This is a genomic window from Actinomadura sp. DC4 (assembly GCF_030406325.1).
Lineage (GTDB): Bacteria > Actinomycetota > Actinomycetes > Streptosporangiales > Streptosporangiaceae > Actinoallomurus.
Genome location: NZ_JAUEQY010000019.1, coordinates 106,918 through 131,820, shown reverse-complemented (window position 1 = coordinate 131,820; position 24,903 = coordinate 106,918). Strand labels below are relative to the sequence as shown.

25 protein-coding genes are annotated in these 24,903 nt (G+C 69.3%); 14 read left to right on the top strand and 11 right to left on the bottom strand.

Features of this window, described 5'->3' with window-relative positions:
• Positions 1–1,084 precede the first annotated feature (1,084 nt).
• The 4 genes from QWU11_RS28745 to QWU11_RS28730 all read right to left on the bottom strand — a co-directional run bounded on the left by QWU11_RS28745 (position 1,085) and on the right by QWU11_RS28730 (position 4,415).
• Entirely contained in the window at positions 1,085–2,647 is a 1,563-nt protein-coding gene (locus QWU11_RS28745) for a YifB family Mg chelatase-like AAA ATPase (protein ID WP_290117572.1), read from the bottom strand.
• Positions 2,648–2,649: 2 nt separating this feature from the next.
• Positions 2,650–3,006: a YraN family protein gene (locus tag QWU11_RS28740; RefSeq protein ID WP_290117571.1), complete on the bottom strand. Its 357-nt coding sequence runs from the start codon at positions 3,004–3,006 to the stop codon at positions 2,650–2,652.
• A gap of 281 nt (positions 3,007–3,287) precedes the next feature.
• Positions 3,288–3,599: a DUF2469 domain-containing protein gene (locus QWU11_RS28735; RefSeq protein ID WP_290117570.1), complete on the bottom strand. Its 312-nt coding sequence runs from the start codon at positions 3,597–3,599 to the stop codon at positions 3,288–3,290.
• A 27-nt stretch (positions 3,600–3,626) separates the two neighbouring features.
• Entirely contained in the window at positions 3,627–4,415 is a 789-nt protein-coding gene (locus QWU11_RS28730; RefSeq protein WP_290117569.1) for a ribonuclease HII, read from the bottom strand.
• 139 nt (positions 4,416–4,554) lie between these two features.
• Between QWU11_RS28730 and QWU11_RS28725 the strand changes: the two genes are divergently transcribed.
• Positions 4,555–4,677, top strand: coding sequence for a hypothetical protein (locus QWU11_RS28725; protein WP_290117568.1), 123 nt, complete (start codon positions 4,555–4,557; stop codon positions 4,675–4,677).
• A 149-nt stretch (positions 4,678–4,826) separates the two neighbouring features.
• On the opposite strand, the gene QWU11_RS28720 is transcribed toward QWU11_RS28725, so the two are convergent.
• The gene (locus QWU11_RS28720) at positions 4,827–5,366 is read right to left on the bottom strand and encodes a M23 family metallopeptidase (protein WP_290117567.1); all 540 of its coding nucleotides are present in this window, start codon (positions 5,364–5,366) and stop codon (positions 4,827–4,829) included.
• 275 nt (positions 5,367–5,641) lie between these two features.
• Here QWU11_RS28720 and rpsB point away from each other — a divergent pair, with 275 nt between their 5' ends.
• From rpsB to QWU11_RS28695, 5 genes are all read left to right on the top strand, one after another.
• Positions 5,642–6,631, top strand: coding sequence for a 30S ribosomal protein S2 (rpsB, locus tag QWU11_RS28715; protein WP_290117566.1), 990 nt, complete (start codon positions 5,642–5,644; stop codon positions 6,629–6,631).
• Positions 6,632–6,664: 33 nt separating this feature from the next.
• Entirely contained in the window at positions 6,665–7,501 is an 837-nt protein-coding gene (gene tsf / locus QWU11_RS28710) for a translation elongation factor Ts (protein ID WP_290117565.1), read from the top strand.
• Between the two features lie 37 nt (positions 7,502–7,538).
• The gene (gene pyrH, locus QWU11_RS28705) at positions 7,539–8,300 is read left to right on the top strand and encodes a UMP kinase (protein WP_290117564.1); all 762 of its coding nucleotides are present in this window, start codon (positions 7,539–7,541) and stop codon (positions 8,298–8,300) included.
• A 16-nt stretch (positions 8,301–8,316) separates the two neighbouring features.
• Positions 8,317–8,874 (top strand): ribosome recycling factor, encoded by a 558-nt coding sequence (gene frr / locus QWU11_RS28700; protein WP_290117563.1) that lies wholly within the window; start codon positions 8,317–8,319, stop codon positions 8,872–8,874.
• 113 nt (positions 8,875–8,987) lie between these two features.
• Positions 8,988–9,755 carry a phosphatidate cytidylyltransferase gene (locus QWU11_RS28695; protein ID WP_290117652.1) on the top strand — a complete coding sequence of 256 codons (768 nt, stop codon included), beginning with the start codon at positions 8,988–8,990 and terminating at the stop codon, positions 9,753–9,755.
• Positions 9,756–9,758: 3 nt separating this feature from the next.
• On the opposite strand, the gene QWU11_RS28690 is transcribed toward QWU11_RS28695, so the two are convergent.
• Positions 9,759–10,946, bottom strand: coding sequence for a suppressor of fused domain protein (locus tag QWU11_RS28690; RefSeq protein WP_290117562.1), 1,188 nt, complete (start codon positions 10,944–10,946; stop codon positions 9,759–9,761).
• Positions 10,947–11,223: 277 nt separating this feature from the next.
• Here QWU11_RS28690 and rlmN point away from each other — a divergent pair, with 277 nt between their 5' ends.
• Together rlmN and QWU11_RS28680 are read left to right on the top strand one after the other, a co-directional pair.
• Entirely contained in the window at positions 11,224–12,342 is a 1,119-nt protein-coding gene (gene rlmN / locus QWU11_RS28685; RefSeq protein ID WP_290117561.1) for a 23S rRNA (adenine(2503)-C(2))-methyltransferase RlmN, read from the top strand.
• A gap of 68 nt (positions 12,343–12,410) precedes the next feature.
• On the top strand, positions 12,411–12,938 hold the full coding sequence (locus tag QWU11_RS28680) for a DivIVA domain-containing protein (RefSeq protein WP_354670912.1): 528 nt from the start codon (positions 12,411–12,413) through the stop codon (positions 12,936–12,938).
• A gap of 163 nt (positions 12,939–13,101) precedes the next feature.
• On the opposite strand, the gene QWU11_RS28675 is transcribed toward QWU11_RS28680, so the two are convergent.
• Both QWU11_RS28675 and QWU11_RS28670 read right to left on the bottom strand, forming a co-directional pair.
• Positions 13,102–13,794 (bottom strand): hypothetical protein, encoded by a 693-nt coding sequence (locus QWU11_RS28675; RefSeq protein WP_290117559.1) that lies wholly within the window; start codon positions 13,792–13,794, stop codon positions 13,102–13,104.
• Between the two features lie 547 nt (positions 13,795–14,341).
• Complete coding sequence (locus QWU11_RS28670) at positions 14,342–15,046, bottom strand: ABC transporter ATP-binding protein (protein WP_290117558.1); 705 nt, start codon at positions 15,044–15,046, stop codon at positions 14,342–14,344.
• Between the two features lie 130 nt (positions 15,047–15,176).
• On the opposite strand from QWU11_RS28670, the gene QWU11_RS28665 reads away from it, so the two are divergent.
• On the top strand, positions 15,177–16,691 hold the full coding sequence (locus tag QWU11_RS28665; RefSeq protein ID WP_290117557.1) for a DUF2079 domain-containing protein: 1,515 nt from the start codon (positions 15,177–15,179) through the stop codon (positions 16,689–16,691).
• Here QWU11_RS28665 and QWU11_RS28660 read toward each other — a convergent pair.
• Genes QWU11_RS28660 through QWU11_RS28650 form a run of 3 tightly spaced genes read right to left on the bottom strand, consistent with a single transcriptional unit; the run spans position 16,674 to position 19,217 of the window.
• On the bottom strand, positions 16,674–17,318 hold the full coding sequence (locus tag QWU11_RS28660; RefSeq protein WP_354670911.1) for a pyridoxamine 5'-phosphate oxidase family protein: 645 nt from the start codon (positions 17,316–17,318) through the stop codon (positions 16,674–16,676). The genes QWU11_RS28665 and QWU11_RS28660 overlap by 18 nt on opposite strands.
• Before the next feature lie 17 nt (positions 17,319–17,335).
• Positions 17,336–18,691, bottom strand: a complete 1,356-nt coding sequence (locus QWU11_RS28655) for an aspartate aminotransferase family protein (protein WP_290117556.1) — start codon at positions 18,689–18,691, stop codon at positions 17,336–17,338.
• Positions 18,692–18,716: 25 nt separating this feature from the next.
• On the bottom strand, positions 18,717–19,217 hold the full coding sequence (locus QWU11_RS28650; protein WP_290117555.1) for an Lrp/AsnC family transcriptional regulator: 501 nt from the start codon (positions 19,215–19,217) through the stop codon (positions 18,717–18,719).
• A 167-nt stretch (positions 19,218–19,384) separates the two neighbouring features.
• On the opposite strand from QWU11_RS28650, the gene QWU11_RS28645 reads away from it, so the two are divergent.
• The 5 genes from QWU11_RS28645 (at position 19,385) to QWU11_RS28625 (ending at position 24,899) form a co-directional block, all read left to right on the top strand.
• Positions 19,385–20,797 (top strand): gamma-aminobutyraldehyde dehydrogenase, encoded by a 1,413-nt coding sequence (locus QWU11_RS28645; protein ID WP_290117554.1) that lies wholly within the window; start codon positions 19,385–19,387, stop codon positions 20,795–20,797.
• Between the two features lie 94 nt (positions 20,798–20,891).
• Complete coding sequence (locus QWU11_RS28640; protein ID WP_290117553.1) at positions 20,892–21,998, top strand: ABC transporter ATP-binding protein; 1,107 nt, start codon at positions 20,892–20,894, stop codon at positions 21,996–21,998.
• A 1-nt stretch (position 21,999) separates the two neighbouring features.
• Positions 22,000–23,220 carry a spermidine/putrescine ABC transporter substrate-binding protein gene (locus tag QWU11_RS28635; protein ID WP_290117552.1) on the top strand — a complete coding sequence of 407 codons (1,221 nt, stop codon included), beginning with the start codon at positions 22,000–22,002 and terminating at the stop codon, positions 23,218–23,220.
• 3 nt (positions 23,221–23,223) lie between these two features.
• Complete coding sequence (locus QWU11_RS28630) at positions 23,224–24,078, top strand: ABC transporter permease (protein ID WP_290117551.1); 855 nt, start codon at positions 23,224–23,226, stop codon at positions 24,076–24,078.
• A complete protein-coding gene (locus tag QWU11_RS28625; RefSeq protein ID WP_290117550.1) occupies positions 24,075–24,899 on the top strand; it encodes an ABC transporter permease in 825 nt (274 codons plus the stop codon). The genes QWU11_RS28630 and QWU11_RS28625 overlap by 4 nt, the downstream gene beginning before the upstream one ends.
• Positions 24,900–24,903: the final 4 nt, after the last annotated feature.

Genomic DNA, 24,903 nt, shown 5'->3' with positions numbered 1-24,903 from the left:
TGCCCACCGCAAGGACAACGCCTGCCCACCGCACGGACGATGCCTGCCTACCGCGAGCACGATGACGGCCCACCGCACGGACGATGCCTGCCTACCGCGAGCACGATGACGGCCCACCGCACGGAAAAGCCACTCGCTGCAACGACAGGGCCACTCACCCAACGACAGGGCCACTCACTGCACGACAAGACCTGTACCGCAGCGCGGGGCTGCTCGTCGCAGGGACGAGGTCTGCCCGCCAAGAGGACAGCGCTTGCCACCGATGCCCGTCCCACCGTCGCCACCGGACCCACCCACGTGGGGCCGGACCCATCTGCCGCAGTGCGGGGCTGCCCGCCGCGGCGACGAGATCTGCCCGTCGGGAGGACGGCGTTTGTGACCGATGCCGGCTTGACCATCGGCTTCGGACCGTGTGGGACCGGATCCGTCCACCGCCGGGACAATGCCTGCCCGTCGGGAGGACGGCGCTTGTGACCGATGCCGGCCTCACCGTCGGCTCCAGACCCAGGTGGGGGCTGGATCCGTCTGCCGCAGTGCGGGGCTGCTCGTCGACGGGACGAGGCCTGCCCGTAAGGAGGACAGCGTTTGCGACCAATGCCAGCTTGCCCCTCGGCACCGGACCCCGCTGGGACCGGATCCGTCTGCCGCAGTAGGGGTTACCGCCCCGCCCTTGGGCGATCGCCACGCCGATCTCAGGCGGCTTCGGAGCCCCCGGCGAGCCTGCACCCATCACGAGCGCCGGACAGTCGTTAGGGGCCGACCGCGACCAGCCGGAGTCCGAGATCAACGCTCAGCCCGCCACCGGCACCGAACCTGTTGCTGTCACGGCTCCATCGTTGACATCGGGCCCGTCATACGGACCAGGCTCCGACCACCCCCGAACTGGCCACTGGCGCGCCGTACCCGCCACGGTTCGGCTGGGCTGGAGCCTGCCTCGAAGGCGCGCTGTCCCTCTGCGCGGCACCCAGGCGGCACCTCGCCGCTTTGTCCTCAGCCGGTAACCAAACTGGACCGCCTCCTCCCTCCGCCTCGCGAGGCGCCATCTGGACACCGCCCGGCACGGCCGGGTACCTCAAGGCGGGCTCTAAGCGCGGCCCTCCCATAAGCCCAGGGCTTGGTTGATCTCGTCGGCGGTGGGTCTCTCCTTTCCGGTGAGGTCGGTGAGGGTCCAGGCGACGCGGACCACTCTGTCGAGGCCTCGGGCGCTGAGGCGGCCGTCGGCCAGAGGGCGGTCGAGGGTGGCCAACGCCCGCGGCTGGGGCGCGAAGCGGCGGCGTAGCTCTCGGCCGGGGATCTCCGCGTTGGTGCGCCATGGGGTGTCCGCCAGGCGGGCGCGGGTGCGTTCTCTAGCGGTGAGGACGCGTTCGGCGACGACCTTGCTGGACTCGGCCAGCTCCAGGTCGTAGCGGAGCTCGGCACGGGTCACCTCCTTCAGTCGGGATTTGAGGTCGACTCTGTCGAGCAGGGGACCGGAAAGGCGCGCGAGGTAGCGGCGTCGTACGGATGGTGCGCAGCTGCAGTCGCGGGTCTTCGGGGCGGCGCACGGGCACGGGTTGGCCGCCAGCAGCATCGTGAACCTCGCTGGGAAGCGCGCCGTCGCGCCGGAGCGTGCGATCACGACCTCGCCCTCCTCCAACGGCTGGCGTAAGCCGTCCAGGACTCCGCCGGCGAACTCCGGGCTCTCGTCCAGGAACAGGATGCCCCGGTGCGCCAACGACGCGGCGCCCGGCTGGATCATCCGCGCGCTGCCGCCGCCGACCAGTGCCGCGCGTGAGGCGGTGTGGTGAGGGGCCTGGAACGGGGGTCGGGTGATCAAGGGCTGACCGGCCGGGAGGGTGCCGGCGACCGAGTGGATCGCGGAGACCTCCAGGGCCGCGCCGCGATCCAGGTCCGGAAGCAGCGTGGGGAGGCGTTCGGCGAGCATGGTCTTGCCGCAGCCCGGTGGGCCCATGAAGCAGACGTGGTGTCCTCCGGCCGCGCTGATCTCGAGGATCTTGCGGCCCTCGGCCTGGCCGCGTACGTCGGCCAGATCGAGTTCGCCGCGCCGGGCACGGGAGCGGCTGGCCAGTCCGTCGGAGTGGGACGCGGGGCCGGCCGCCGCGGCGGTCCCCTCGTCCGCCTCCTGCGGCGGAGGCAGGTCGCGTAGGCGAGCGAGCAGGGCGCGTAGCGAGGGGACGCCGATCACCCGTACGCCGGGGACGAGCGACGCCTCGGCGGCGTTGCCGCTCGCAACGATCACCGTCTCCGCGCCGCTGTCAGCGGCGGCCAGCACCGCCGGCAGTACTCCGGAGACGGGGCGGATCCGGCCGTCGAGGCCCAACTCGCCGATCATCACCTGGCCTGCGCAGGCATCCGGGGGCAGGACCTCACTCGCGCCGAGCACCGCGATTGATATCGCAAGATCAAATCCGCTGCCGCGCTTGGGCAAGCTGGCCGGGAAAAGGCTCACGGTCACGTGGCGATTGGGCCAAACCTCACCACTGTTGAAGATCGCCGCACGTACGCGGTCGCGGGCCTCGCTGAGGGCGGTGTCGGGGAGGCCGACGAGATGCAGGCCGGGCACCCCATTGGTGATCGCGGCCTCGACGTCGACGATCTGCCCGTCGACGCCGAGGAGGGCCACGGCTCTGGTGCGGGCGAGGGCCATCGTCAGCTCACTCCCTTGAGGTGATCGATGCTGAACCGCCCGGAGTCGTCGGCCACGAGCCCGATGACGTCGACGCGGACGGGAACGTGGCCGACGCCGCGGGCGGCCAGCCATCGGGCGGCGAGCCGGTGTAACCGGGCGGCCTTCGTGGGCGTGACGGCCTCGACCGGAGCGCCGTACTCGACGCTGGATCGCGTCTTCACCTCGCACACGACGATGCTGGATCCGTCGCGGGCCACGATGTCGAGCTCGCCCTCTGGACAACGCCAGTTGCGTTCGATGATCGTCCAGCCGAGACCGGCCAGATGGCTCGCAGCGGCATCCTCACCACGTCGCCCGAGCACGTCCTTCGCGCGCATGCGCCTCACCTCCGAAGTCGAAGGTGCCGGAAGATCACGGATCGTGGTAGTAGAGCGACGTTCTGTGGATAACTCCGGTCCTACGCCGTACGCCGTGCGCCGATCAAGACGGATGGCCCCGCTCACTGGGCCTGCTCGTACTACGCGTAGAACGGCAAGGGGCACCGCCGCATCACCCGGGGCGCGCGGACAGCAATCCGCAGTCCACGTGACGATGAAAATTCAGGTGGCGGAAGTGTCCACCACCTAGGTACGGATGTGCTCGGCTATGTGACCTGGTGTCAGTTCTCGGGAAGTTCGAGATCGCTCTTGGCGAGTTCTTCGACGTTGACGTCTTTGAACGTGACGACGCGGACGCTTTTCACGAAGCGCGCAGGGCGGTACATGTCCCAGACCCATGCGTCCTGCATCGTCACCTCGAAGAAGACCTCGCCGTTGTCGGTGCTCCGTACCTGCAGGTCGACCGTGTTGGTCAGGTAGAACCGGCGCTCGGTCTCGACGACATAGGCGAACAGGCCGACGACGTCACGGTATTCGCGATAGAGCTGGAGCTCCATCTCGGTCTCGTACTTCTCGAGATCCTCTGCGCTCATGGGCCGTTTCCTCCCCGTACTACCGGCTCAGGCGACGTCCGCCCGGCCGGCGGTCTTCTCATACTCTGACGCGTCCCAGTCGGTTTCCCCAGTGACCGGAGCATCCTTTTCCTCCGTGGTTCCCGCCACCACGGTCGCTTCCCCGGCGCCTCCGTCCGCCGCGCGTGCCACGTTGATGAACGAAAGGCGGTGTTCGGGGCACGGGCCATGTTCTCGCAGCGCCGCCGCGTGCGCCCGTGTCACGTACCCCTTGTGCACGGCGAAGCCGTAGTCCGGATACCGCTCGTGCAGGTCGACCATGATCCGGTCTCGGGTGACCTTCGCGACGATCGAGGCGGCGGCCACGCATGCGGCCACCCGGTCGCCCTTGGGCACCGGCAGGCCCGGCACGACCAGGCCCGGAACCCGGAAGCCGTCGGTGAGGACATATCCGGGGACCATGTTCAAGCCGGCCAGTGCCCTGCGCATTCCCGCGATGTTGCAGCGGTGCAGGCCGATGCGGTCGATCTCCTCTCTCGACACGATCAGCGCGCTCCATGCCGTCGCCGATGCCGTGATCTCGGCATAGAGGCGTTCCCGCCGGGCGGGGGTCAGAAGCTTCGAATCGGCCAGGCCCTCGATACGCGCGCGCCGGTCCGGCGGGAGCACGACGGCGGCGACCACGAGCGGCCCGGCACACGCACCCCGTCCGGCCTCGTCCACCCCCGCGACAGGCCCGAGGCCGGCACGTTCGAGCACCCGCTCATAGGCGTACAGCCCGGCGTCGCGCCGGGGAGTGAGACCGCGAGGGCGGTAGGCCCGGACATCGATGTGCACATCACGCAGGGTACGTCGCCGACGGCCGGGCAAGGGCGGGAACGCCGTCGGACAAAGGCAACTTGACGCCTTTGCTCCCAACGCCTCGAACGACTCGCGTGGTCGGGGGGCGGGTGACGGAATTGAACGGAAATGAGAGGTGATCGAGAGCCTGGAAGGCGGCGGTGGGCCCGGCGCGGTCGCCGGCCCGTCGGCCGAGGAGTCCGGCCTGGGCCGTTCGTCGGCGATCCGGCCGGTCACCGGCTCGCGGCGCGACCGGTGAGCCGGTGGGCCGCGAGCCGGAGTGGGGATGGAGGGCGTGTCCGGCGACCTGGCGAGCACGCCCCCACGACCCTGGGCCGGCGCGTCCTGAAAGAGCGCGGTCGCGTACAAGACCGGGCCGGGGAATGCGCGACGGACGGAGGTGAGATGTCAAGGCGGGGCGGCCTCGTACGTGCCGGTGGCGTACGGGACGGGCGGGTCGATCGTCGGCGGCCCGGCGCCGGTCTCGTCCCACCAGGGCAGGAGGCGTACCGGGGCCCGGCCCACCAGCGTCAGCGGGTCGAGGTAGACGACTCCCTCACGCAGGCCCCAGTGCAGGCACGGCGACTGGCCGCAGTGGCCCAGGACGCTCTCCACGACGCCGAGCCGGGACCCCGCCCGTACGACCTGCCCAGGGCGCACCGACGGGCGTACGGGAAGGTAGGTCGTCCGTAAGCGTCCATGGTCGACCGTCACCACCCCGCGGCCCGCCAGATCGTGGGCGAAGCCCACCCGGCCAGGACCGGCCGCGTATACCCGCTGGCCCGGCGACGCCGCGAGATCCACGCCACGGTGGCCCGCCTCCCACGGATGGGCCGGCGGATCGAAGCCGCGCAGAACCTCCGGCGCCGGTCGTAACGGCCACCGCCACTCCGTCCCCGAGACGGGAAACAGGGCCGTCACCAGGGCGATCATCCCGATCCATGTCATGGAACAAGGGTCTTGCCCGGGCCGGGAGCGGGCCAGGCCGGAGTTACAGAATGTGGATAACCCGGCGATGAATCATGCGGATTCCACGACGACCCGGTACCGCCGGTACACTGACTGAACGGTCGGACGACCGAATTCACGCGCCCGCCGGTCATCGGTGAACGATGGGGCGGCTCTCTCGGTCCGTGGCAGCAGCTGCGGGAGGGGCACGCACGGGCGCAGAACAACCGAGACATGGCCCACGAGCAACTGGGCCGGACAGGAGAACACGGGCAATGGCACCCGTCGTCACCATGAAGCAGCTCCTCGAGAGCGGCGTGCATTTCGGGCATCAGACCCGGCGCTGGAACCCGAAGATGAAGCGCTTCATCTTCACCGAGCGCAACGGCATCTACATCATCGACCTGCAGCAGTCGCTGTCCTACATCGACCGCGCGTACGACTTCATCAAGGAGACGGTCGCCCACGGCGGCACGATCCTGTTCGTCGGCACGAAGAAGCAGGCGCAGGAGTCGATCAACGAGCAGGCGCTGCGCGTCGGCATGCCGTTCGTCAACCAGCGCTGGCTGGGTGGCATGCTCACCAACTTCTCCACGGTGCACAAGCGCCTGACGCGGCTCAAGGAGCTGGAGGAGCTCGACTACGACGACGTCGCGGGTTCGGGCCTCACCAAGAAGGAGCTTCTCATGCGCAAGCGTGAGAAGGACAAGCTCGAGCGCACCCTCGGCGGTATCCGTGACATGGCGCGCGTGCCCAGCGCGGTGTGGATCTGTGACACCAAGAAGGAGCACATCGCGGTCAACGAGGCGCGCAAGCTGGGCATCCCGGTCGTCGCGATCCTCGACACCAACTGTGACCCCGACGAGGTCGACTACCCGATCCCGGGCAACGACGACGCCATCCGCAGCGTCAGCCTGCTCACCCGCGTCGTGGCCGACGCCGTGGCGGACGGCCTGATCTCCCGCGCGGGCGCCTCCACCTCCGGTGACGAGAAGCCCGCCGCCGTCGGCGCCGAGGAGCCGCTGGCCGAGTGGGAGCGCGAGCTGCTGCAGAAGAAGGACGAAGGCGACGCCGCGGCCCCTGAGGCGACGGCGACCGAGGCACCGGCGACCGAGGCACCGGCGACCGAGGCACCGGCCGAGACGCCGGCTGAGGCAGAGGCACCGGCCGAAGAGGCCGCCGAGGCCCCTGCGGCCCCCGAGGCGCCTGCGGCCGAGGCCGAGGAAGCCCCCACCGCGGAGGCTCAGCCCGCTCAGGAAGCCTGACGACCGACGATCGACGAGAGAGACACGACCACAATGGCGAACACCACCGCCGCCGACGTCAAGCGGCTCCGCGAGCTCACCGGCTCCGGGATGATGGCCTGTAAGAAGGCCCTCGAAGAGGCAGAGGGCGACTTCGACAAGGCCGTCGAGCTTCTGCGTCTCAAGGGTGCCAAGGACGTCGGCAAACGCGCGGAGCGTACGGCGGCCAACGGCCTGGTCGCCGAGCACTTCAAGGGCTCCGGCGACGGCACCCTGCTCGAGCTCAACTGCGAGACCGACTTCGTCGCCAAGAACGAGCAGTTCATCGAGCTCGCCAACCGGATCGCCGAGTTCGCCGCGGGCAGCGGCGCGGCCGACGTTCCGGCGCTGCTCGGCGCGGAGATCGAGCCGGGTACAACGGTTCAGCAGCTGATCGACAACAACAGTGCCAAGATCGGTGAGAAGCTCGAGCTGCGCCGCTTCGCCCACTTCACGGGCACCTTCGTGGCCAGCTACCTTCACAAGTCCGACCCGTCCCTGCCGCCGACCACCGGCGTCCTGGTCGAGCTGGACACCGAGAACGCCGAGGTCGCCAAGGACGTCGCGCAGCAGATCGCCGCGATGGCGCCGAAGTACCTCAGCAACGACGACGTCCCGGCCGACATCGTCGCCAAGGAGCGGGCTCTCGCCGAGCAGATCACGCGCGACGAGGGCAAGCCGGAGCAGGCGATCCCGAAGATCGTCGAAGGCCGGGTACGGTCCTACTTCAAGGACTTCGTCCTGCTCGAGCAGCCGTTCGTGAAGGACCCCAAGAAGACGATCGCGAAGGTCCTCCAAGAGGCCGGCGTCAGCGTCAAGCGCTTCGCCCGCTTCAAGGTCGGACAGGCCTGAGGCCGAGCAGATCACGAGTATCGAAGGAGCCGCCGCCGTGCAGGAGAAGGAACCCACCGACACGACGGCGGCTCCGTCGTCTCATGGCTGGAAGCGAGTGCTTCTCAAACTGTCCGGCGAGGCGTTCGCCGGCGGTGGAGGCCTCGGCATCGACCCGTCGATCGTGCAGCACATCGCCAAGGCGGTCGCCGAGGTCACCCGTGAGGGAGTTCAGGTCGCCGTGGTCTGCGGCGGCGGGAACATGTTCCGCGGCGCGCAGATGTCCGCCCGCGGCATGGATCGCGCCCGTGGCGACTACATGGGCATGCTCGGCACGGTGATCAACTGCCTGGCCCTGCAGGACTTCCTCGAGAAGCTCGGCGTGGACACGCGGGTGCAGACCGCGATAACGATGGGGCAGGTCGCGGAGCCGTACATCCCGCGGCGTGCCATCCGTCACCTCGAGAAGGGCCGCGTGGTCATCTTCGGCGCGGGGATCGGCCAGCCGTTCTTCTCCACGGACACGGCCGCGGCCCAGCGCGCACTGGAGATCTCGGCCGACGCGGTGCTCAAGGGCACGCAGGTGGACGGCGTGTACGACGCCGACCCGAAGATCAATCCGGACGCCTTCCGGTTCGACCGGCTGGAGTACGGCGAGGTCTTGCAGCGCGGGCTGAAGGTCATGGACTCCACCGCGATCAGCCTGTGTATGGACAACGCTCTGCCGATCGTGGTCTTCGACCTGATGGGCCAAGGCAACATCGTGCGGGCCGTACGCGGTGAGAAGATCGGCACATTGGTATGTCCGGCGGACAGTTGAAAATCAGGAGCCTAAGGTGATCGACGATATCCTCCTCGAAGCCGAGGAGAAGATGGAGAAGGCCGTCACGGTCGCCAAGGAGGACTTCACCAGCATTCGCACCGGCCGGGTCACGCCCGCGATGTTCAACAAGATCACCGCGGAGTACTACGGAACGCCCACCCCCATCAACCAGCTCGCGTCGTTCCAGCTCCCCGAGCCGCGAATGGTCATCGTCCAGCCGTACGACGTCTCGTCGATGGCGGCGATCGAGAAGGCGATTCGTGAGAGCGACCTCGGTGTCAACCCGGGCAACGACGGGAAGATCATTCGTGTGGTCTTCCCCGAGCTGTCGGAGGAGCGCCGCAAGGAGTTCATCAAGGTGGCCGGGCACAAGGCGGAGGACGCGCGGGTCTCGATCCGCAACATCCGCCGGCACGCCAAGGACGCCTTGGACAAGCTCGCCAAGGCCGGTGACGCGGGCGAGGACGACGTGCACCGCGCGGAGAAGGATCTCGACGACTCCACGCACAAGCACGTCGCCAAGATCGACGAGCTGCTCGAACACAAGAAGGCCGAGCTGCTCGAGGTCTAGTGGGACTCGAACAGGCCCCCACGCCGGCACCGGAAATCCCGGAGGAGCAGGCGGAAACGGGCAAGAAGAAGCGCGGACCCAGTCGTAACCTCCCCATCGCCGTAGCCGTCGGTGTGGGGCTCGGTGCCGTGGTGCTCCTGTCGCTGTACACCGTCAAAGAGATCTTCCTCGGCGTCGTCATCGCCTTCCTCGGCGTCGCGGTGTGGGAGTTCATCCGGGCGTTCGCCACGCGCGGCATCCGGATCCCCTGGGTACCCGTCATGGCCGGCGGCCTCGCGATGCTGCTGTGCACCTATTTCTGGGGCACGACCGCGCTCGTCGCCGGCTTCGGCCTGACCGTCCTCGCGGTGCTGCTGTGGCGGCTGCCGCTGGGCCAGGACGGCTACGTACGGGACGCGACGTCGGGCGTGTTCGCCACGGCGTACATCCCGTTCCTCGCCGGTTTCGTGGTCCTCCTGCTGGTCCCCTCCGACGGCCCGGACCGCGTGCTGATCTTCGTCGCGGTCACGGTCGCCAGCGACATCGGCGGTTTCTTCGCCGGTTCGTTCCTGGGTAACCACAAGCTGGCCCCGTCGATCAGCCCGAAGAAGACCTGGGAAGGGCTGGCCGGCTCCGCGCTGACCTGCATGATCGTCGGCGGTGTGCTCCTGCCGTGGCTGCTGCACGGCCACTGGTGGCAGGGCGTGATCGTCGGTGCCGCCGCCGTGTGCTCGGCGACGCTCGGCGACCTGATCGAGTCCGTGATCAAGCGCGATCTCGGGATCAAGGACATGGGCAACCTGCTGCCCGAGCACGGCGGGGTGATGGACCGCCTCGATTCGCTGCTCGCCACCGTTCCGGTGGTGTGGCTGCTCTTCGAGGCGTTCGTCCCGCCGAACTGATCCTTATTCGGAGCCGACCACCCAGCTCCGCCCGTCGCGGGCGAGCCGCTCGATCAGGGCGTCCGGCCCCTCCTGCTTGCCGAACTGCCGCTCGTCCTCGGTCACGGGGACGAGCCACAGCCACTGCACCGGGTCGCCGCCGAAGGAGAACGACGTCAGGTCCGGCGCGTCCGGACCGGCGAGACGGTTGGGGTCGTCGAGCAGCAGGACACCCTCCCACGCCGGGCCCAGCGGAAATGTCCGCGCCTCGTGATACCACTTCACATTGTCGCCCGGGGCGAAGGAGGTGACGGCCTGCCATGGATACTGCGCGAGCCAGGGAAAGACGCTGCCGGCTCTTACGCTGGGCAGCATCGTGGCGACGGCCAGCTCGATCCGCGCGTGCTCGCCGACGTTGTCCTCGTACAGCTCGACCGTGGGCATCCGCTGGCAGCTCATGCCGACGGTGGTCAGCACGTTGTACGCGCGGTCGCCGCGTGCCGGGCGTTCGGAGACTCCTACGAGCGGTGCGCGCGGGGTGGCCGGAGCCGAAGTGCCATCCGTACGCGGCGCGGGCACGGCTCCCGGCGGCGGGGGTGTGGAGTCCGTACGGCTCCGCCGGCCGACGTCGTGCCAGTAATAACCTCCCGGTCCGAGGCGGCTCAGCAGGTGGCCCAGCAGCGACTGCTGGAACCCCTCCCACGCGCCCGGCCCGTTCCGCCAGTCCCAGAACGCCTGGGCCTGGAGGATACGCGGCCCCAGCTCGTCGATCTCGTCGTCGAGCGCGAACGCGAACGGGCTGCGGCCGATCGCCTCCCGGCTGTACCCCGGGACACCATGGTCGATGTCGGACCAGCTGGGGATGACGCAGATCGGCTGCCCGTTCTCGAGCAGCGCCACACCGTCGCCCTCCTCGAACCACACGACCTCGAGGGTGCGGGGGTCGAACGGAGGCCGGCCCTTGGGATGCTTCGTACGGCCGCTCGGCATGGCCGGTACGAGCCCGGCGTTGAGCCGCGCCAGATCGGCGTGGAACGGCGCCTCCTGATGGTTGGCGACCCAGGTGGCGGCCACGGTCTCCCCGTCGCCCGTACGCAGGTACGCCGCGGTGGCGACGTGGTCGTACTCGACATCGAGGACACGGCTCCCGTAGGGGCTCGTGTCGCTGAGCAGGACCCGTGCCTCCCGCGGCGTTCTACGCAATACCGGCATAGGAAGGGACTGTAGTGATTCCGCGGGCCGAGGGGGAGTAACGACCTGCCGTGAGACCGCCTCTTGGCGAAGACCGTGCCCGCCACGGCTCTCCGCCCGGCCCGGCGCGGGGTCGACCGCCGACCGACTGGTGTGAGTGCTCGGGCCGGTCGCCACGGAGCCCGGGTGGATTGGCGGGGGTCGCGGTGGGGCATCGGCGCTGGTCCGCGTACAGCTGCGGTGGGCGGTCGGGGCAGGGGAGCAAAGCCCTTCCGGCGTCTGCCACACTGGTACGGTCATGCCTGCTCAACTCACCTTCGCCGCTCCGCGCCGGGCGAAGCCACCCCGTCACCTCGCCGACCTGTCCTCCGACGAACGTCGCGAGGCCGTCGCCGCGCTCGGTGAAAAGCAGTTCCGCGCCGACCAGTTGTCGCGCCACTACTTCGGCAGGCTCGCCGACGATCCCGCGGACATGACCGACCTTCCGGCGGCCGTCCGTGAGCGGCTCGTGGCCGAGCTGATGCCGCCGCTGCTGACGTCCGTACGCGACCAGGTCTGCGACGACGGCCTGACCCGCAAGACGTTGTGGAAGGCGTTCGACGGCACGCTGATCGAGTCGGTCCTCATGCGCTATCCCGACCGGGTCACGATGTGCGTGTCCTCCCAGGCCGGTTGCGGCATGAACTGCCCGTTCTGCGCCACCGGCCAGGCAGGGCTGACCCGCAACCTGTCGACGGCGGAGATCGTCGAGCAGGTCGTGGCGGGTGCCCGGACGCTGGCGCGCGGTGAGGTCCCCGGTGGGCCCGGTCGAGTCAGCAACATCGTCTTCATGGGCATGGGCGAGCCGCTCGCCTCGTTCTCGAACGTGCTGCGGGCGATCCACCGGTTCAGCGACCCGAGCCCGGCCGGCCTCGGCATCTCCCAGCGCAACATCACCGTCTCCACGGTCGGGCTGGTGCCCGCGATCGGCCGCCTCGCCGAACTGGACCTGAAGGTACGCCTTGCGGTCTCGCTGCACGCGCCGGACGACGAGCTGCGCGACGAGCTCGTTCCCATCAACACGCGCTGGAAGGTCGCCGAGGTCCTGGACGCCGCGTGGGCGTACGCCGAGCGCACCCGGCGCCGTGTCTCCATCGAGTACGCGCTCATCCGTGAGATCAACGACCAGGCGTGGCGGGCCGACCTGCTCGGCCGGCTCATCAAGGGCCACCCGGTGCACGTCAACCTGATCCCGCTCAACCCGACGCCGGGTTCGAAGTGGACCGCCTCGCGGCCGTCGGACCAGACGGAGTTCGTTCGCCGCCTGGAGGCGCACGGCGTGCCGGTGACCGTACGCGACACGCGCGGCCAGGAGATCGACGGCGCCTGCGGTCAGCTCGCGGCGATGCCCCAGGAGCCGCAGGCCCAGGAGGGCTGAGCCGCTGCGCCCGGGCCGATTGCGGTCTTGGGGCTCCTGATCGAGGACGCATCGGAAACAATGACTGCATGCCCGAATTCCCGCGCGCCATCCGTGGTTACCACCGTGACGAGGTGGACGCGCTCGTCGCCCGCATCGAGGGGACGCTCGGCAGATCTCAGCTGTTCGCGCCGCCGGTGACGGCGGACCAGGTGACGGCCGCGAAGTTCGCACGGGCCTTGCGCGGATACCGGACGAAGCCGGTCGACACCGCCCTCGAAACCTACGTCCGCGAACTCGAGGACGCCGGCACCCGCAGCCGCATGCGTTCCGGCGAGATGGACCGGCTCGTCGGCCTGGTGCGCAACGTCCAGTTCGGCACGACGCGGTTCAAGCTGGGCTATGACGAGCAGGAGGTCGACACCTTCCTCGACAAGACGATCACCGCGCTGCGGGAGAACCGCGCGCGGGCGTCCGAGGTGAAGAACGCCGTGTTCGCCACGGCCCGAATGCGCGCCGGCTATCGCCAGCCCGAGGTGGACGCCTTCCTGGAACGCCTGGCATCGGAGATCGAACGCCTGCGCTCGGAGGACCGACCGTCGCAGCCGGATCGGTAGCCGTCGGGCGGGAAAGAGCCCGCGAGAGAAGCGGTCGGTCGAGGCGATCGTGGGGTTTGGGGTGTTCGTGGCGCGGTCCGGCTCCGTTCGAAACGCGATCACAGCCGCAACGCCCAGTGGGTGACGTGGAAGCGGGGAACCGGGGGACGGTCGGAGGCAGGTCCTAAGGCCGGGTGCGGCGGAGCCAGGTGTAGAGGGCGCCGGCCACGGCTGCCCAGGCGAGCGTACGGGCCGCGATCAGCGGGAACGCGTCGGCGAAGTCGGTCGGACCGTGTCCTGCCGCGCGCATCCATTCGATCATCGGGACGGCCAGGAACCGGAGCGGGGTGAGTCCGAGGATGAGGTTCGCGGCGCAGACGCCGAGCAGGACGAGGATCGAGCTCCCGGGCGAGGGCATGACGGCCCGGCTCGTAAGGGCGCCGAGCGCCGTCGCGGCCAAGGCCGACAGCGGGAGCAGCGCGACGCTCAGGGCCACGACCTGGAACGTCAACCCGGACCCGGCCGCCTCTGCCAGCGGATAGATCGGGGCGGCCAATGCCAGCACGGCACTGAAGACGTACGCGGCGGCCGACCCGGCGAGGAGTGCCCGCCAACGGCCCGCGGCGACCGCGGAGACGTGTCGCTGGGCGTCCGGTTCGGTGTCGAGGAGCCCGCGCGCCGCCCAGGCGCAGATCGGGAAGATGAGCGCGGCCAGGTCGGCGACGGCGTTCAACGCCCCCTGCCGGATCTGCGCCGGCGTGCCGCCCAGCGGACTGGAGAACACGATCGCCAGCAGCAGCGCGAGCGCGAGTACGGGATGCAGTGCCCGCACTGACCGTGCATGGCCGCTGAGCTGGAATCGGATTACCGCGATCACGGGAGCCTCCGGCGGGCGTCTGGTGACTCGGGGGACCTGCCCCGGCTGGCCGCTCGGTAGGGCGGGCGTGGGCGGTGGGGTCGGGGGTGTGGTGCCTGCGCCGACCGAGTTTGGGATGCGTCGCCCGCACTGACCCGCGCATGGCCGCTGAGCTGGGAACGGATTGCGCGGTCACGGGAGTCTCCGGCGGGCGTCGGGTGGCGCGGGGGAACTCGCCCTGGCCGGTCGCTGGGCGAGGTGGCCGTAGGTGCGGCCGTTCCCGTGATCACAGGCTCGGCGAGCGTCTGGTGGCCCGGGGGGCCCGCCCTGGCCGGTCGCTCGGTGGGTGCCGAGGGGTGCAGGTCGTTCTGATGGGGCTTGGGGTATGGCACCCGCGCCGGGTCGGCTTGTCCGCTCGCGGGAAGGCGGGGGCGGGACCCCAACCCCCGCAGGGGCCGGGGCGGAAGGCGGGGCGAGACTGTGGCAGAAAGCGCGGCACCACCGGGAAGACGGAGCCGGAACCCGATGAAGGACGGTCCACCAAGGCGGTAGTGACCCCGGCAGGAAATCATCGGCGACGGGCCTGGTAGCCGTCGGACGTCAGGCGGGTGATCAGTTCGTCTGCCTCGTCCGCCCGTACGGTGACTTCGACGGTCGTGTACTCGTCGGGGAGGTCGCCCGTCAAAACCCTATGGCCCGACACCTGCCAGCGGGCCACGCCCGGGAGCTTCCTCAGGTCGCCCTGGTGGTCGCTCACCACGACCGACGCGCCTTCCCCGGCCAGTTCCAGCAGCAGCCCCGGCAACGCCTTGCGGGTCGGCTCGTCCAGGCCCGCGAACGGCTCGTCGAGTACCAGGAACTCCGGTTTCGCCAGCAGCGCCTGGATCAGGCCCACCTTGTGCGCGCTGCCCTTCGACAAGTCCGGCAGCCGCGTGTCCAGCAGGCCGGTGAAGCCCAGGCGCGCCGCCCACTCCTCCATAGACGACTCAGCCACGCCGCGAATACGGGCCATGTGCCCCAGATACGCACGCGCGGTGAACGGCTGGGCGGACGGGAAGCGTTCCGGCGCGTATCCCACGCTCGACGGGTGGGCGGACACCTGGCCGCTTGACGGAGGGAGGATTCCCGCCATCAGACGGAGCAAGGTGGACTTGCCCGCTCCGTTGGCCCCGTTCACCTCGATGACCCGCCCGCGCGGTACCGTCAACGTCACATCACGGAGCACCCACGGTGCGCGGCGTCGATAGCGAAAGGCCACCTGCTCGAACTGCACGATCCCGGACTCTACCGGCGCCACATAAGCCCGACGTAAGCGAAAGAATGCCCATCATGGACTGCGCGACCGTCGCGGGGACGCGACCCACGCGAACCGCCCACGCACGTCTCAGCGGCACGCTCGGCTGATGATCGAGGAGACCACGGGACCGGCCGTCCGTGAGCGGTTCGTGTCCCGCCGGCAGGCGATCACCGTCGGCGTCCTCACTCTCACCCTCGCCGTCCTCTACAGCATCTACTCCCTCCTGCGGTTCGAGGCCTTCCGTACCACGACGTACGACCTGGTGATCTTCGACCAGGCGGTGCGCTCCTACAGCCACCTCCACCTGCCGGCGGCGATCGTCAAAGGGGTGCACAACGGGTTCGGGCCGGACTTCAACGTGCTCGGGGACCACTTCTCGCCGATCCTCGCGCTGCTCGCCCCGCTCTACTGGATCCACGACGGGCCGCAGACGCTCCTCCTCGCCCAGTCCGTACTGCTCGCGGTCGCGATCGTCCCGCTCTGGGCCTACACGCGGCGCAGGCTCGGGGTGCGGCCGGCGTACCTCGTCACACTCGTGTACGCCCTGGCGTGGCCGGTGGCCGAGACGCTGGCGTTCGACTTCCACGAGATGGCGTTCGTGCCCGTGCTGTCGATGCTGATGCTCGAACGGCACGAGGCCGGCCGCAAGTGGCAGAGCGCCGCGGCGGCCGGAGCGCTGCTGCTGGTCAAGGAGGACATGGGGCTGCTGGTCGCGGGCTTCGGGCTCTACCTGGCCACGCGGTCCGGCGAGCGGCGCCGCGCGGTGGCTTACGTGGCGGCCGGTGTGCTCTGGACCGGGCTCGCCTCCCGGGTGCTGATCCCGGCCTTCGGGGGAGACGCCGACTACTACTGGGCCTACGACGCTCTCGGCCGCGACCTCCCGCACGCCGCCGCCGGCGCGGTCACCCACCCCTGGACCGCCGCCCGGCTGCTGGTCACCCCGCACGTGAAGGCGACGACCATGCTCTGGCTCGTCGCGCCGCTGCTGCTGCTCCCATTGGCCTCGCCGATCACCCTGTCCGTGCTGCCCTTACTGGCCGAGCGGATGCTGTCGAGCCGGTTCGGCCACTGGTGGGAGCCGCGGTTCCACTACAACGTCGCGCTGGCGACGCTGCTCGTCGCGGCCGGCGTCGACGGCGCCGTACGCCTGGCAAGGCTCAAACCCAGGCTCGAACCCAGGCAAGAACCCGGACTCGAACCCAGGCACAGGCCCGAACAGATCTGGCCCGTCGCCGCGCTCGCGGCCACGCTGGCGATCGTGCCCCACTTCGCCTTCAAGCGGTTCTTCGAGCCCGGGTTCTACCACCGTGACGCGCGAGCGCGGGCGGCCGCGCAGGTCCTGCCGTCCGTGCCCAGCGGCGTGCTGGTCGAGGCGCCCAACACGGTCGGGCCGATGCTGACCGCCCGTGCGCGTGTTCTTCTCCTGGACGGCCGGCCGCGCTGGGCCCCATGGGTGGTCGCCGACGTCGGGCACGTGGACTTCCCCTTCGCCTCGGTCGACGACCAGCGCGCGCGGGTGAGTCTCCTGCTGAGTTCCGGATACGAGGTCGTACGGCGCGCGGGCGGCTACGTCGTGCTCAACCGGCCCGGGTCGGTGCCCGACCTACGCGCCGTCCGGTGAGGCGATCTTCATGATGTGGGCGGGCACGGCGATGCCGGCGGGCAGCGCGGGGTCGGGCTCGGGCGGCCGGCGTACGGTCTCCATCGGCACGACCCCGGCCCACAGGCCGAGCTCGGCGTCCGGGCCGTCGCCGTCGCCGGGCGGGCCCTCGGCGACCTTCACCGACGCCTCGTCCAGCGGCAGCGCGAAGATCGTGGTGGCCGCGAGCTCCTTCTTGCTCGGCCGCCGCGCGTAGTCCCACTGGCCGGGGGCGGCGTGCTCGCTCAGTACGCGGAGCGCGGCGAGCTTGTCCGGCCCGGTCAGCGCCCGCGGCACGCCGTAGATCACGGCGCTGCGGTAGTTCACGCCGTGCTCGAACACCGAGCGTGCGAGTACCAACCCGTCGACGTGCGTCACCGTGACGCACACCGCCTGCCCGCCCTCGAGGCTGCGGCTCGCCACCGACCCGTGGAAGTACAGGAACCGCTCGTCGACGCCGTACACGGTCGGGACGACGAACGGCGTCCCGTCGAGCACGACGCCCAGGTGGCAGACGAACCCGGCGCGCAACACCGCGAACAGGGCCGACCGGTCCGTACGGCCCTGTTCGCGCAGCCGCCGGTGACGCGTGCGCTCGGTCTCGGACAAGTCCCCGTACGACTCCATCAGAGCCGGTCCCACGCCTCCGTGAGCACGGACCGCAAGATGCGCTCGATCTCGTCGAAGTGCTCCTGGCCGCAGATGAGCGGCGGCGCGAGCTGGATGACGGGGTCGCCGCGGTCGTCGGCGCGGCAGACCAGGCCGGCCTCGAACAGTGCGGGGGACAGGAAGCCCCGCAGCAGCCGCTCGGACTCGTCGTCGTCGAAGGTCGTCCTGGTCGCCTTGTCCTTGACCAGCTCGATGCCGTAGAAGTAGCCGTCGCCGCGCACGTCGCCGACGATCGGCAGGTCGCCCAGCTTCTCCAGCGTCCCGCGGAAGCCGGCCTCGTTGGCGCGGACGTTGTCGAGGATCTTCTCCTTCTCGAACACGTCCAGGTTGGCCAGCGCGACCGCGGACGAGACCGGGTGCCCGGCGAAGGTGATGCCGTGCAGGAAGGTCGCCGAGCCCTTGGTGAACGGCTCCATCAGCCGGTCACTGACCAGCATGCCGCCGAGCGGGGAGTACCCGGAGGTCAGGCCCTTGGCGAAGGTGATGACGTCCGGCCGGTAGCCGTACCGTTCGGAGCCGAAGTAGTGGCCGAGCCGCCCGAACGCGCAGATCACCTCGTCGGAGACGAGCAGCACGCCGTGCCGGTCGCAGATCTCGCGCACCCGCTGGAAGTAGCCGGGCGGCGGCGGGAAGCAGCCGCCGGAGTTCTGCACCGGCTCCAGGTAGACCGCGGCCACCGACTCCGGGCCCTCACGCAGGATGGCGCGCTCGATCTCGTCGGCCGCCCACTGCCCGAAGCGTTCGAGCGAGTCGCCGTACTCCGGCGCGCGGTAGAAGTTGGTGTTCGGCACGCGGACCGACCCCGGCACCAGCGGCTCGAACGGGGGCTTGATGTCGGCCAGGCCGGTGATCGACAGTGCGCCCATCGAGGTGCCGTGGTAGGCGATGTCCCGGCTGATGACCTTGTAGCGGCCCGGCTCCCCGGTCAGCTTGAAGTAGTTGCGGGCCAGTTTGAAGGCCGACTCGACCGCCTCGGAGCCGCTCGTGGTGAAGAACACCCGGTTGAGGTCGGCCGGCGCGAGATTGGCCAGGCGCTCGGCCAGCTCGACGGCGTTCGGGTGCGCGTAGGACCACAGCGGGAAGTAGGCCAGCTCACCGGCCTGCCGGGCCGCCGCCTCGGCCAGTTCGGCGCGCCCGTGGCCGATCTGGGAGACGAACAGGCCCGACAGCCCGTCCAGGTAGCGGCGGCCCTTGTCGTCGAAGACGTACGGCCCCTCGCCGCGCACGATGACCGGCACGTCGGTGTCCTGATAGGCCGACATCCGGGTGAAGTGCATCCACAGGTGCCGCTTCGCCGCGTCCTGGATGTTCATGGTGCTCACTTTCCTTGCGCTGAGGTCACCGGGTCCCCCAGGAGTAGATCTGCTTGCGGAGCTTGAGGTAGACGAAGCTCTCGGTGCTCGTGACCTTGGGAATGGCCCGGATGCGGCCGAGGAGTTCGAGCAGGTGATCGTCGCTTTCGCAGACCAGCTCCGCGAGCAGGTCGAAGGACCCGGCGGTGATCACGACGTAGTCGATCTCGTCCATCGCGGCCAGCCTGTCCGCGACGGTTTCCAGGTCCCCCTCACACTTGACGCCGATCATCGCCTGCCGCAGGAAGCCCAGCGACAGGGGATCGGTCACCGCGACGATCTGCATCACGCCCGACTCGAGCAACCGCTGGACCCGCTGGCGTACCGCGGCCTCGGACAGGCCGACGGACTTGCCGAGCGCGGCGTACGAGCGGCGCCCGTCCGCCTGCAGCAACTCAATGATCTTCTTTGACGTCTCGTCGAGAATCACACCTGAACGCCGCCCGTTCGGCGCCTGCCGTACGAGGGGTGGGTGGTCGTCGGTCATCGAGTCCTCCTCGATGCGACATCGTGTCAGCTGTGCACAGTTTGTCAAGGATTCCGTCGTGAAATCCGATTGTAACAACGGAATCCCTTGTTTACGGCGAATTGTTCTGACATGGTCGGGGCCATCCGAATCCAGGTCGGAGGTCGAATGTGGCTCTGCGTAACTTCGTGAACGGTGAGCATGTCGACGCCAAGGACGGGCGTACGTCCGACGTGGTCGACCCGAGCACCGGTGAGCCCTATGACCAGGCGCCTCTGTCCGGAGCCGCGGACGTCGACGCCGCGATGACCGCGGCGGCCTCCGCCTTCGAGGAGTGGCGCGACGCGACGCCGGGGGAGCGGAGCCTGGCCCTCCTGCGCATCGCCGACGCCGTCGAGGCCAGGGCCGAGGAGCTGGTCCAGGCCGAGTGCCGCAACACCGGCAAGCCGCTCCAGCTGACCCGGGACGAGGAGATCGGCCCGATGGTCGATGAGTTCCGGTTCTTCGCCGGCTGCGCCCGGCTGCTGGAGGGACGGTCGGCGGGGGAGTACATGGCCGACCACACCTCGATGATCCGGCGCGAGCCGATCGGTGTGTGCGCGCAGGTAACTCCCTGGAACTACCCGATGGTCATGGCCACCTGGAAGATCGCTCCGGCGCTGGCGGCGGGCAACGCCGTCGTGCTCAAGCCCTCGGACACGACGCCGGTCACGAGCCTCCTGCTGGCCGAGATCGCGGCGGAGTTCCTCCCCCCCGGCGTGCTCAACGTCGTCTGCGGCGACCGGGACACCGGCCGCGAGCTCGTGGGCCACCCGATTCCGCAGATGGTCTCGGTCACCGGTTCCGTACGGGCCGGCAAGGAGGTCGCCAAGCAGGCCGCCGAGACCCTGAAGAAGGTCCACCTGGAGCTCGGGGGCAAGGCGCCGGTGATCGTCTTCGACGACGCCGACGTGGAACGTGCCGCGCAGGGCATCGCCGAGGCCGGCTACTTCAACGCCGGCCAGGACTGCACCGCGGCCACCCGCGTCATCGCCGGGCCCGGCGTACACGACGACTTCGTGGCCGCCCTCGCCGAGAAGGCACGCGGCACCCGTACCGGCCCGCCCTCGGATGAGGACGCCTTCTTCGGGCCGCTCAACAACGCGAACCAGCTCGCCCGCGTCAACGGCTTCCTCGACCGCGCCCCCGCGCACGCCCAGGTGCTGGCGGGCGGCGAGCGCGTCGGTGACCGCGGCTACTTCTACGCGCCCACCGTCGTCGGCGGCCTGAACCAAGGCGACGAGATGATCCAGACCGAGATCTTCGGCCCGGTCATCACGGTGCAGCGGTTCGCCGACGAGGACGAGGCGCTGCGCTGGGCCAACGGCGTGGACTACGGCCTGGCGGCGAGCGTGTGGACGACGGACCATGGACGCGCGATGCGGATGGCCAAGAGACTCGACTTCGGCGCCGTGTGGATCAACACCCACATTCCGTTCGCGTCGGAGATGCCGCACGGCGGCTTCAAGCACTCGGGGTACGGCAAGGACCTGTCGATGTACGGGTTCGAGGACTACACGCGCATCAAGCACGTGATGAGCCATATCGGAGCCGGCGAGTGAGGTTTGCGAGGCACCGGTGAGTAGCCCGGTCGGCGAGAACCGGCCGAGCGAGCCGAGGGAATCAGGAAGCACTGTGACGGAGACACACGCAGAGGTGCAAGAGACCGGGACCGAGCTCGCGGCGATCGAGCTCAGGGGGATCACCAAGACGTTCCAGGCGCATGGCGACGCCGTCGCCGCGGTCAAGGGCGTCGACGTGACCATCGGCGAGGGGGAGTTCTTCTCGCTGCTCGGCCCGTCCGGCTGCGGCAAGACCACGACGATGCGCATGATCGCCGGGTTCGACGAGCCGACGGACGGCGAGGTCTTCCTGCACGGCAAGAACGTCGTGGGCGTCCCGCCGAACAAACGCGACGTCAACATGGTCTTCCAGTCCTACGCGCTGTTCCCGCACATGAGCGTGCTGGAGAACGTCGCGTTCGGGCTGCGCCGCAAGGGCGTGGCCAAGGACGAGGCCGCCCGCCGCGCCGGCGAGATGCTGGAGATCGTCGACCTCGAGGGCCGGGAGAAACGCCGGCCGCGCGAGCTGTCCGGCGGGCAGCAGCAGCGCGTCGCGCTCGCCCGCGCCCTGGTCAACCGGCCGCGCGCCCTCCTGCTGGACGAGCCGCTCGGCGCGCTGGACCTCAAGCTCCGCCAGGCCATGCAGGTCGAGCTCAAGCGCATCCAGCGCGAGGTCGGCATCACGTTCGTGTACGTGACGCACGACCAGAACGAGGCGCTGACGATGTCGGACCGCATCGCGGTGATGAACGACGGGCTGATCGAGCAGCTCGGCTCGCCCCGCGAGATCTACGAACGGCCCGCGACGAAGTTCGTGGCCGGCTTCATCGGCACCTCCAACGTCCTGTCCGGGACCGTCGACCGCAGCGGATCGGGCACCGCGACGATCGAGCCCGGCCCGGGGGAGCGGATCGTCGTGCCGCGCGAGGTGGCACCCGGTGAGGAGATCGAGCTCACCGTACGGCCGGAGAAGATCGACGTCCGCCCCGATCCCCCGGAGGGCGACGGCTGCGCGGTGCGCGGCACCGTGACCGAGGTCGTGTACCTCGGCATGTTCACCAACTACAGCGTGCGCACCTCGACCGGCGCCGAGGTCGTCGTCTTCGTGCAGAACGTCTCCTCCGCGGATGACGTCGCCACCCGGGGGGACAGCGTCTGGCTGTCGTGGGAACCGCGCCACTCCTACGTGATCGGAGCCTGACATGAACACCGACCCCGCGTTCCTTCGCGGCATGACCGGCAGCCGCCGCGACGCGCTGCGGCTCCTCGGCCTCACGGGCGCCGGCCTCGGCCTGGCCGCCTGCGGCGTCAAGGGCCAGAAGGCGGCGCCGCCCCAGCAGAACGACGTGCAGAAGTACTGGGCCGGCAAGACCAAGAACGGCCACGTGAACTTCGCGAACTGGCCGCTCTACATGGACAAGGGCCGTACGCCCCTCAAGGCGTTCACACAGGCGACCGGGATCTCGGTGACCTATCGCGAGGTCATCCAGGACGACCCCCAGTGGTTCGGCAAGATCGCGCCGCAGCTCCAGGCCGGCCAGTCGATCGGCTACGACCTCATGGTGGTCACCAACGGCGTGGAGTTCACCAAGCTCGTCGAGCTGGGCTACCTGGTGCCGCTGGACCACTCCAAGCTGCCGAACTTCGCCAAGAACGCGGACCCGATCTACAAGAAGGAGTCCTTCGACCCGGGCAACGTCTACAGCATCCCGTACACGACCGGCATCACCGGCATCGCGTACGACCCCAAGAAGACCGGGCGCGAGATCACCAGCATGCAGGATCTGTGGGACCCCGCGTTCAAGGGCAAGGTCGGGATGATGTCCGACGGCCAGGAGATCGGGAACTTCGGGATGTTCGCCCTCGGCATCGACCCGGAGAAGTCGACGCCGGAGGACTGGAAGAAGGCCGGCGCCAAGCTGCAGGAACAAAAGGACAAGGGCATCGTCCGCAAGTACTACGAGCAGGACTACATCGACGCCCTGACCCGCGGCGACGTGTGGCTCACGATGGCCTGGTCCGGTGACATCTTCCAGCAGAACCTCTCGGAGAAGTCGGACCTGAAGTTCGTCATCCCCAAGGAGGGGGCGACGATCTGGACCGACAACCTGATGATCCCCAAGACCGCCGCGAACCCGGTCGACGCGCTCATGCTGATGGACTACCTCTACCAGCCGGCCACCGCCGCCAAGCTGACGGAGATCATCAACTACGTCACGCCGGTGCCCGCGGCCAAGGACGTCATCGCCGCCGACGCCGCCAAGGCGACCGGCGCGGACCAGAAGTCGCTGCAGGCCGTCTCCACCAGCCCGCTGGTGTTCCCCTCCGAGGCCGACTACGCCAAGCTGCGCCACTACCGCAGCCTGACCCCGGCGACGGAGAAGGAATACAACGCCGTCTTCCAGCACATCACGGCAGGCTGATCGATGCGCAGACGTCTCGCGCCGTACGCCCTGATCCTCCCCGGAGGGCTCTGGCTGGCGATCTTCTTCGTGGTGCCGATGATCGTGATGCTGTCGTTCTCGCTGATGCAGGGCGACGTCGTCAACGGCTTCCGGCTCACCTGGCACTGGCAGAACTACACCGACGGCCTGTCCACCTACGACGACCAGCTCATCCGGTCGCTGGTGTACGGCCTGCTCGCCACCGCGGCGTGCATCGTGCTCGCCTACCCGGCGGCGTACTGGATCGCCTTCCGCGGCGGCGCGCGCAAGACGACCTACCTGTTCCTGATCCTGCTGCCGTTCTTCGTGTCGTTCGTGCTGCGGACCTTCTCCTGGAAGTTCCTGCTCGCCGACGACGGCATCGTCCTGTCCCCGCTGAAGGACGTCGGGCTGCTGCCGCAGGACTTCCACGTGATCGCCACCGGGTTCGCGGTCGTGGCCGGCCTCACGTACAACTACCTGCCGTTCATGGTGCTGCCGATCTACGTGGCGCTGGAACGGGTGGACCCGAAGATGATCGAGGCGGCGCAGGACCTGTACGCCTCGCCGACGCAGGCGTTCGTCCGCGTGGTCTTCCCGCTGTCGCTGCCGGGGGTCTTCGCCGGGGTCCTGATGACGTTCGTACCGGTCAGCGCCGACTACGTGAACTCCACCGTGCTCGGCGGCACCAACAACACGATGATCGGCAACATCATCCAGAACCTGTACCTGGTCAACACCGACTATCCGCAGGCCGCGGCGCTGTCGTTCACGCTGATGGCGATCCTGCTCCTGGGGATCTTCATGTACGCCAAGGCACTGGGCACCGAGGACGTGCTGGAGGTGGCCGCCCGATGACCGCGACCGCAGTGGACAAGAAGGCGGTGCCGCGCAAACAGCGCGGGCGCTGGTCGGACCGGCTCCTGTACGGCTACACCTGGCTGATCATCATCTGGCTGTGCCTGCCGATCGCGGTCATGATCGCGTTCGGGTTCAACAACACCAAGGGCCGGCTGAACCTGACCTGGCAGGGCTTCACGTTCAAGTGGTACGCCCAGCTCTTCTCGGTGCCGGACCTGACGACGGCCCTGGTGAACTCCCTGACGATCGCGCTGATCGCCACGTTCGGCAGCGCCGTCCTGGGCACCCTGATCGGGCTCGCGCTCGGCCGGTACCGCTTCCGCGGGCAGGGTTCGCTGAACCTCGTGCAGTTCGCCGCGATCTCGGCGCCGGAGACGGTGATGGGCGCGTCGCTGCTGTCGTTCTTCGTCCAGCTCAACGTGGGACGCGGCTACTGGACGATCGTCGCCGCGCACATCATGTTCTCGCTGTCGTTCGTCGCGGTCACCGTACGCTCGCGCGTGCTGACGCTCGACCCGGCGATCGACGAGGCGGCGCGTGACCTGGGGGCGGGCGGCTGGACGGCTTTCCGGCTGGTCACCCTGCCGATGATCTTCCCGGCGGTGCTCGCGGGCGCGCTCCTCGCCTTCGCGCTGTCGATCGACGACTTCATCATCACCAGCTTCAACAGCGGCTCCACGCTGACGTTCCCGCTGTGGATCTGGGGCGCGCAGAAGAACGGCCTGCCACCGCAGGTCAACGTCATGGGCACACTGATCTTCGTGGCGGGGATCCTGCTCGCGGTCGGCAACGCCGTGATCGCGCGCCGACGCCGGTGAGCCC

Excerpts from the sequence above, each read along its gene's own strand:
- QWU11_RS28740 (WP_290117571.1), bottom strand. The coding sequence starts at position 3,006 with ATGCGCGCGAAGGACGTGCTCGGGCGACGTGGTGAGGATGCCGCTGCG.
- QWU11_RS28665 (WP_290117557.1), top strand. The coding sequence starts at position 15,177 with ATGATCGAGGAGACCACGGGACCGGCCGTCCGTGAGCGGTTCGTGTCC.
- QWU11_RS28630 (WP_290117551.1), top strand. The coding sequence starts at position 23,224 with ATGCGCAGACGTCTCGCGCCGTACGCCCTGATCCTCCCCGGAGGGCTC.
- QWU11_RS28650 (WP_290117555.1), bottom strand. The coding sequence starts at position 19,217 with ATGACCGACGACCACCCACCCCTCGTACGGCAGGCGCCGAACGGGCGG.
- QWU11_RS28635 (WP_290117552.1), top strand. The coding sequence starts at position 22,000 with ATGAACACCGACCCCGCGTTCCTTCGCGGCATGACCGGCAGCCGCCGC.
- QWU11_RS28690 (WP_290117562.1), bottom strand. The coding sequence starts at position 10,946 with ATGCCGGTATTGCGTAGAACGCCGCGGGAGGCACGGGTCCTGCTCAGC.
- QWU11_RS28735 (WP_290117570.1), bottom strand. The coding sequence starts at position 3,599 with ATGAGCGCAGAGGATCTCGAGAAGTACGAGACCGAGATGGAGCTCCAG.
- QWU11_RS28720 (WP_290117567.1), bottom strand. The coding sequence starts at position 5,366 with ATGACATGGATCGGGATGATCGCCCTGGTGACGGCCCTGTTTCCCGTC.
- tsf (WP_290117565.1), top strand. The coding sequence starts at position 6,665 with ATGGCGAACACCACCGCCGCCGACGTCAAGCGGCTCCGCGAGCTCACC.
- QWU11_RS28625 (WP_290117550.1), top strand. The coding sequence starts at position 24,075 with ATGACCGCGACCGCAGTGGACAAGAAGGCGGTGCCGCGCAAACAGCGC.
- QWU11_RS28680 (WP_354670912.1), top strand. The coding sequence starts at position 12,411 with ATGCCCGAATTCCCGCGCGCCATCCGTGGTTACCACCGTGACGAGGTG.
- QWU11_RS28655 (WP_290117556.1), bottom strand. The coding sequence starts at position 18,691 with ATGAACATCCAGGACGCGGCGAAGCGGCACCTGTGGATGCACTTCACC.
- rlmN (WP_290117561.1), top strand. The coding sequence starts at position 11,224 with ATGCCTGCTCAACTCACCTTCGCCGCTCCGCGCCGGGCGAAGCCACCC.
- QWU11_RS28745 (WP_290117572.1), bottom strand. The coding sequence starts at position 2,647 with ATGGCCCTCGCCCGCACCAGAGCCGTGGCCCTCCTCGGCGTCGACGGG.
- rpsB (WP_290117566.1), top strand. The coding sequence starts at position 5,642 with ATGGCACCCGTCGTCACCATGAAGCAGCTCCTCGAGAGCGGCGTGCAT.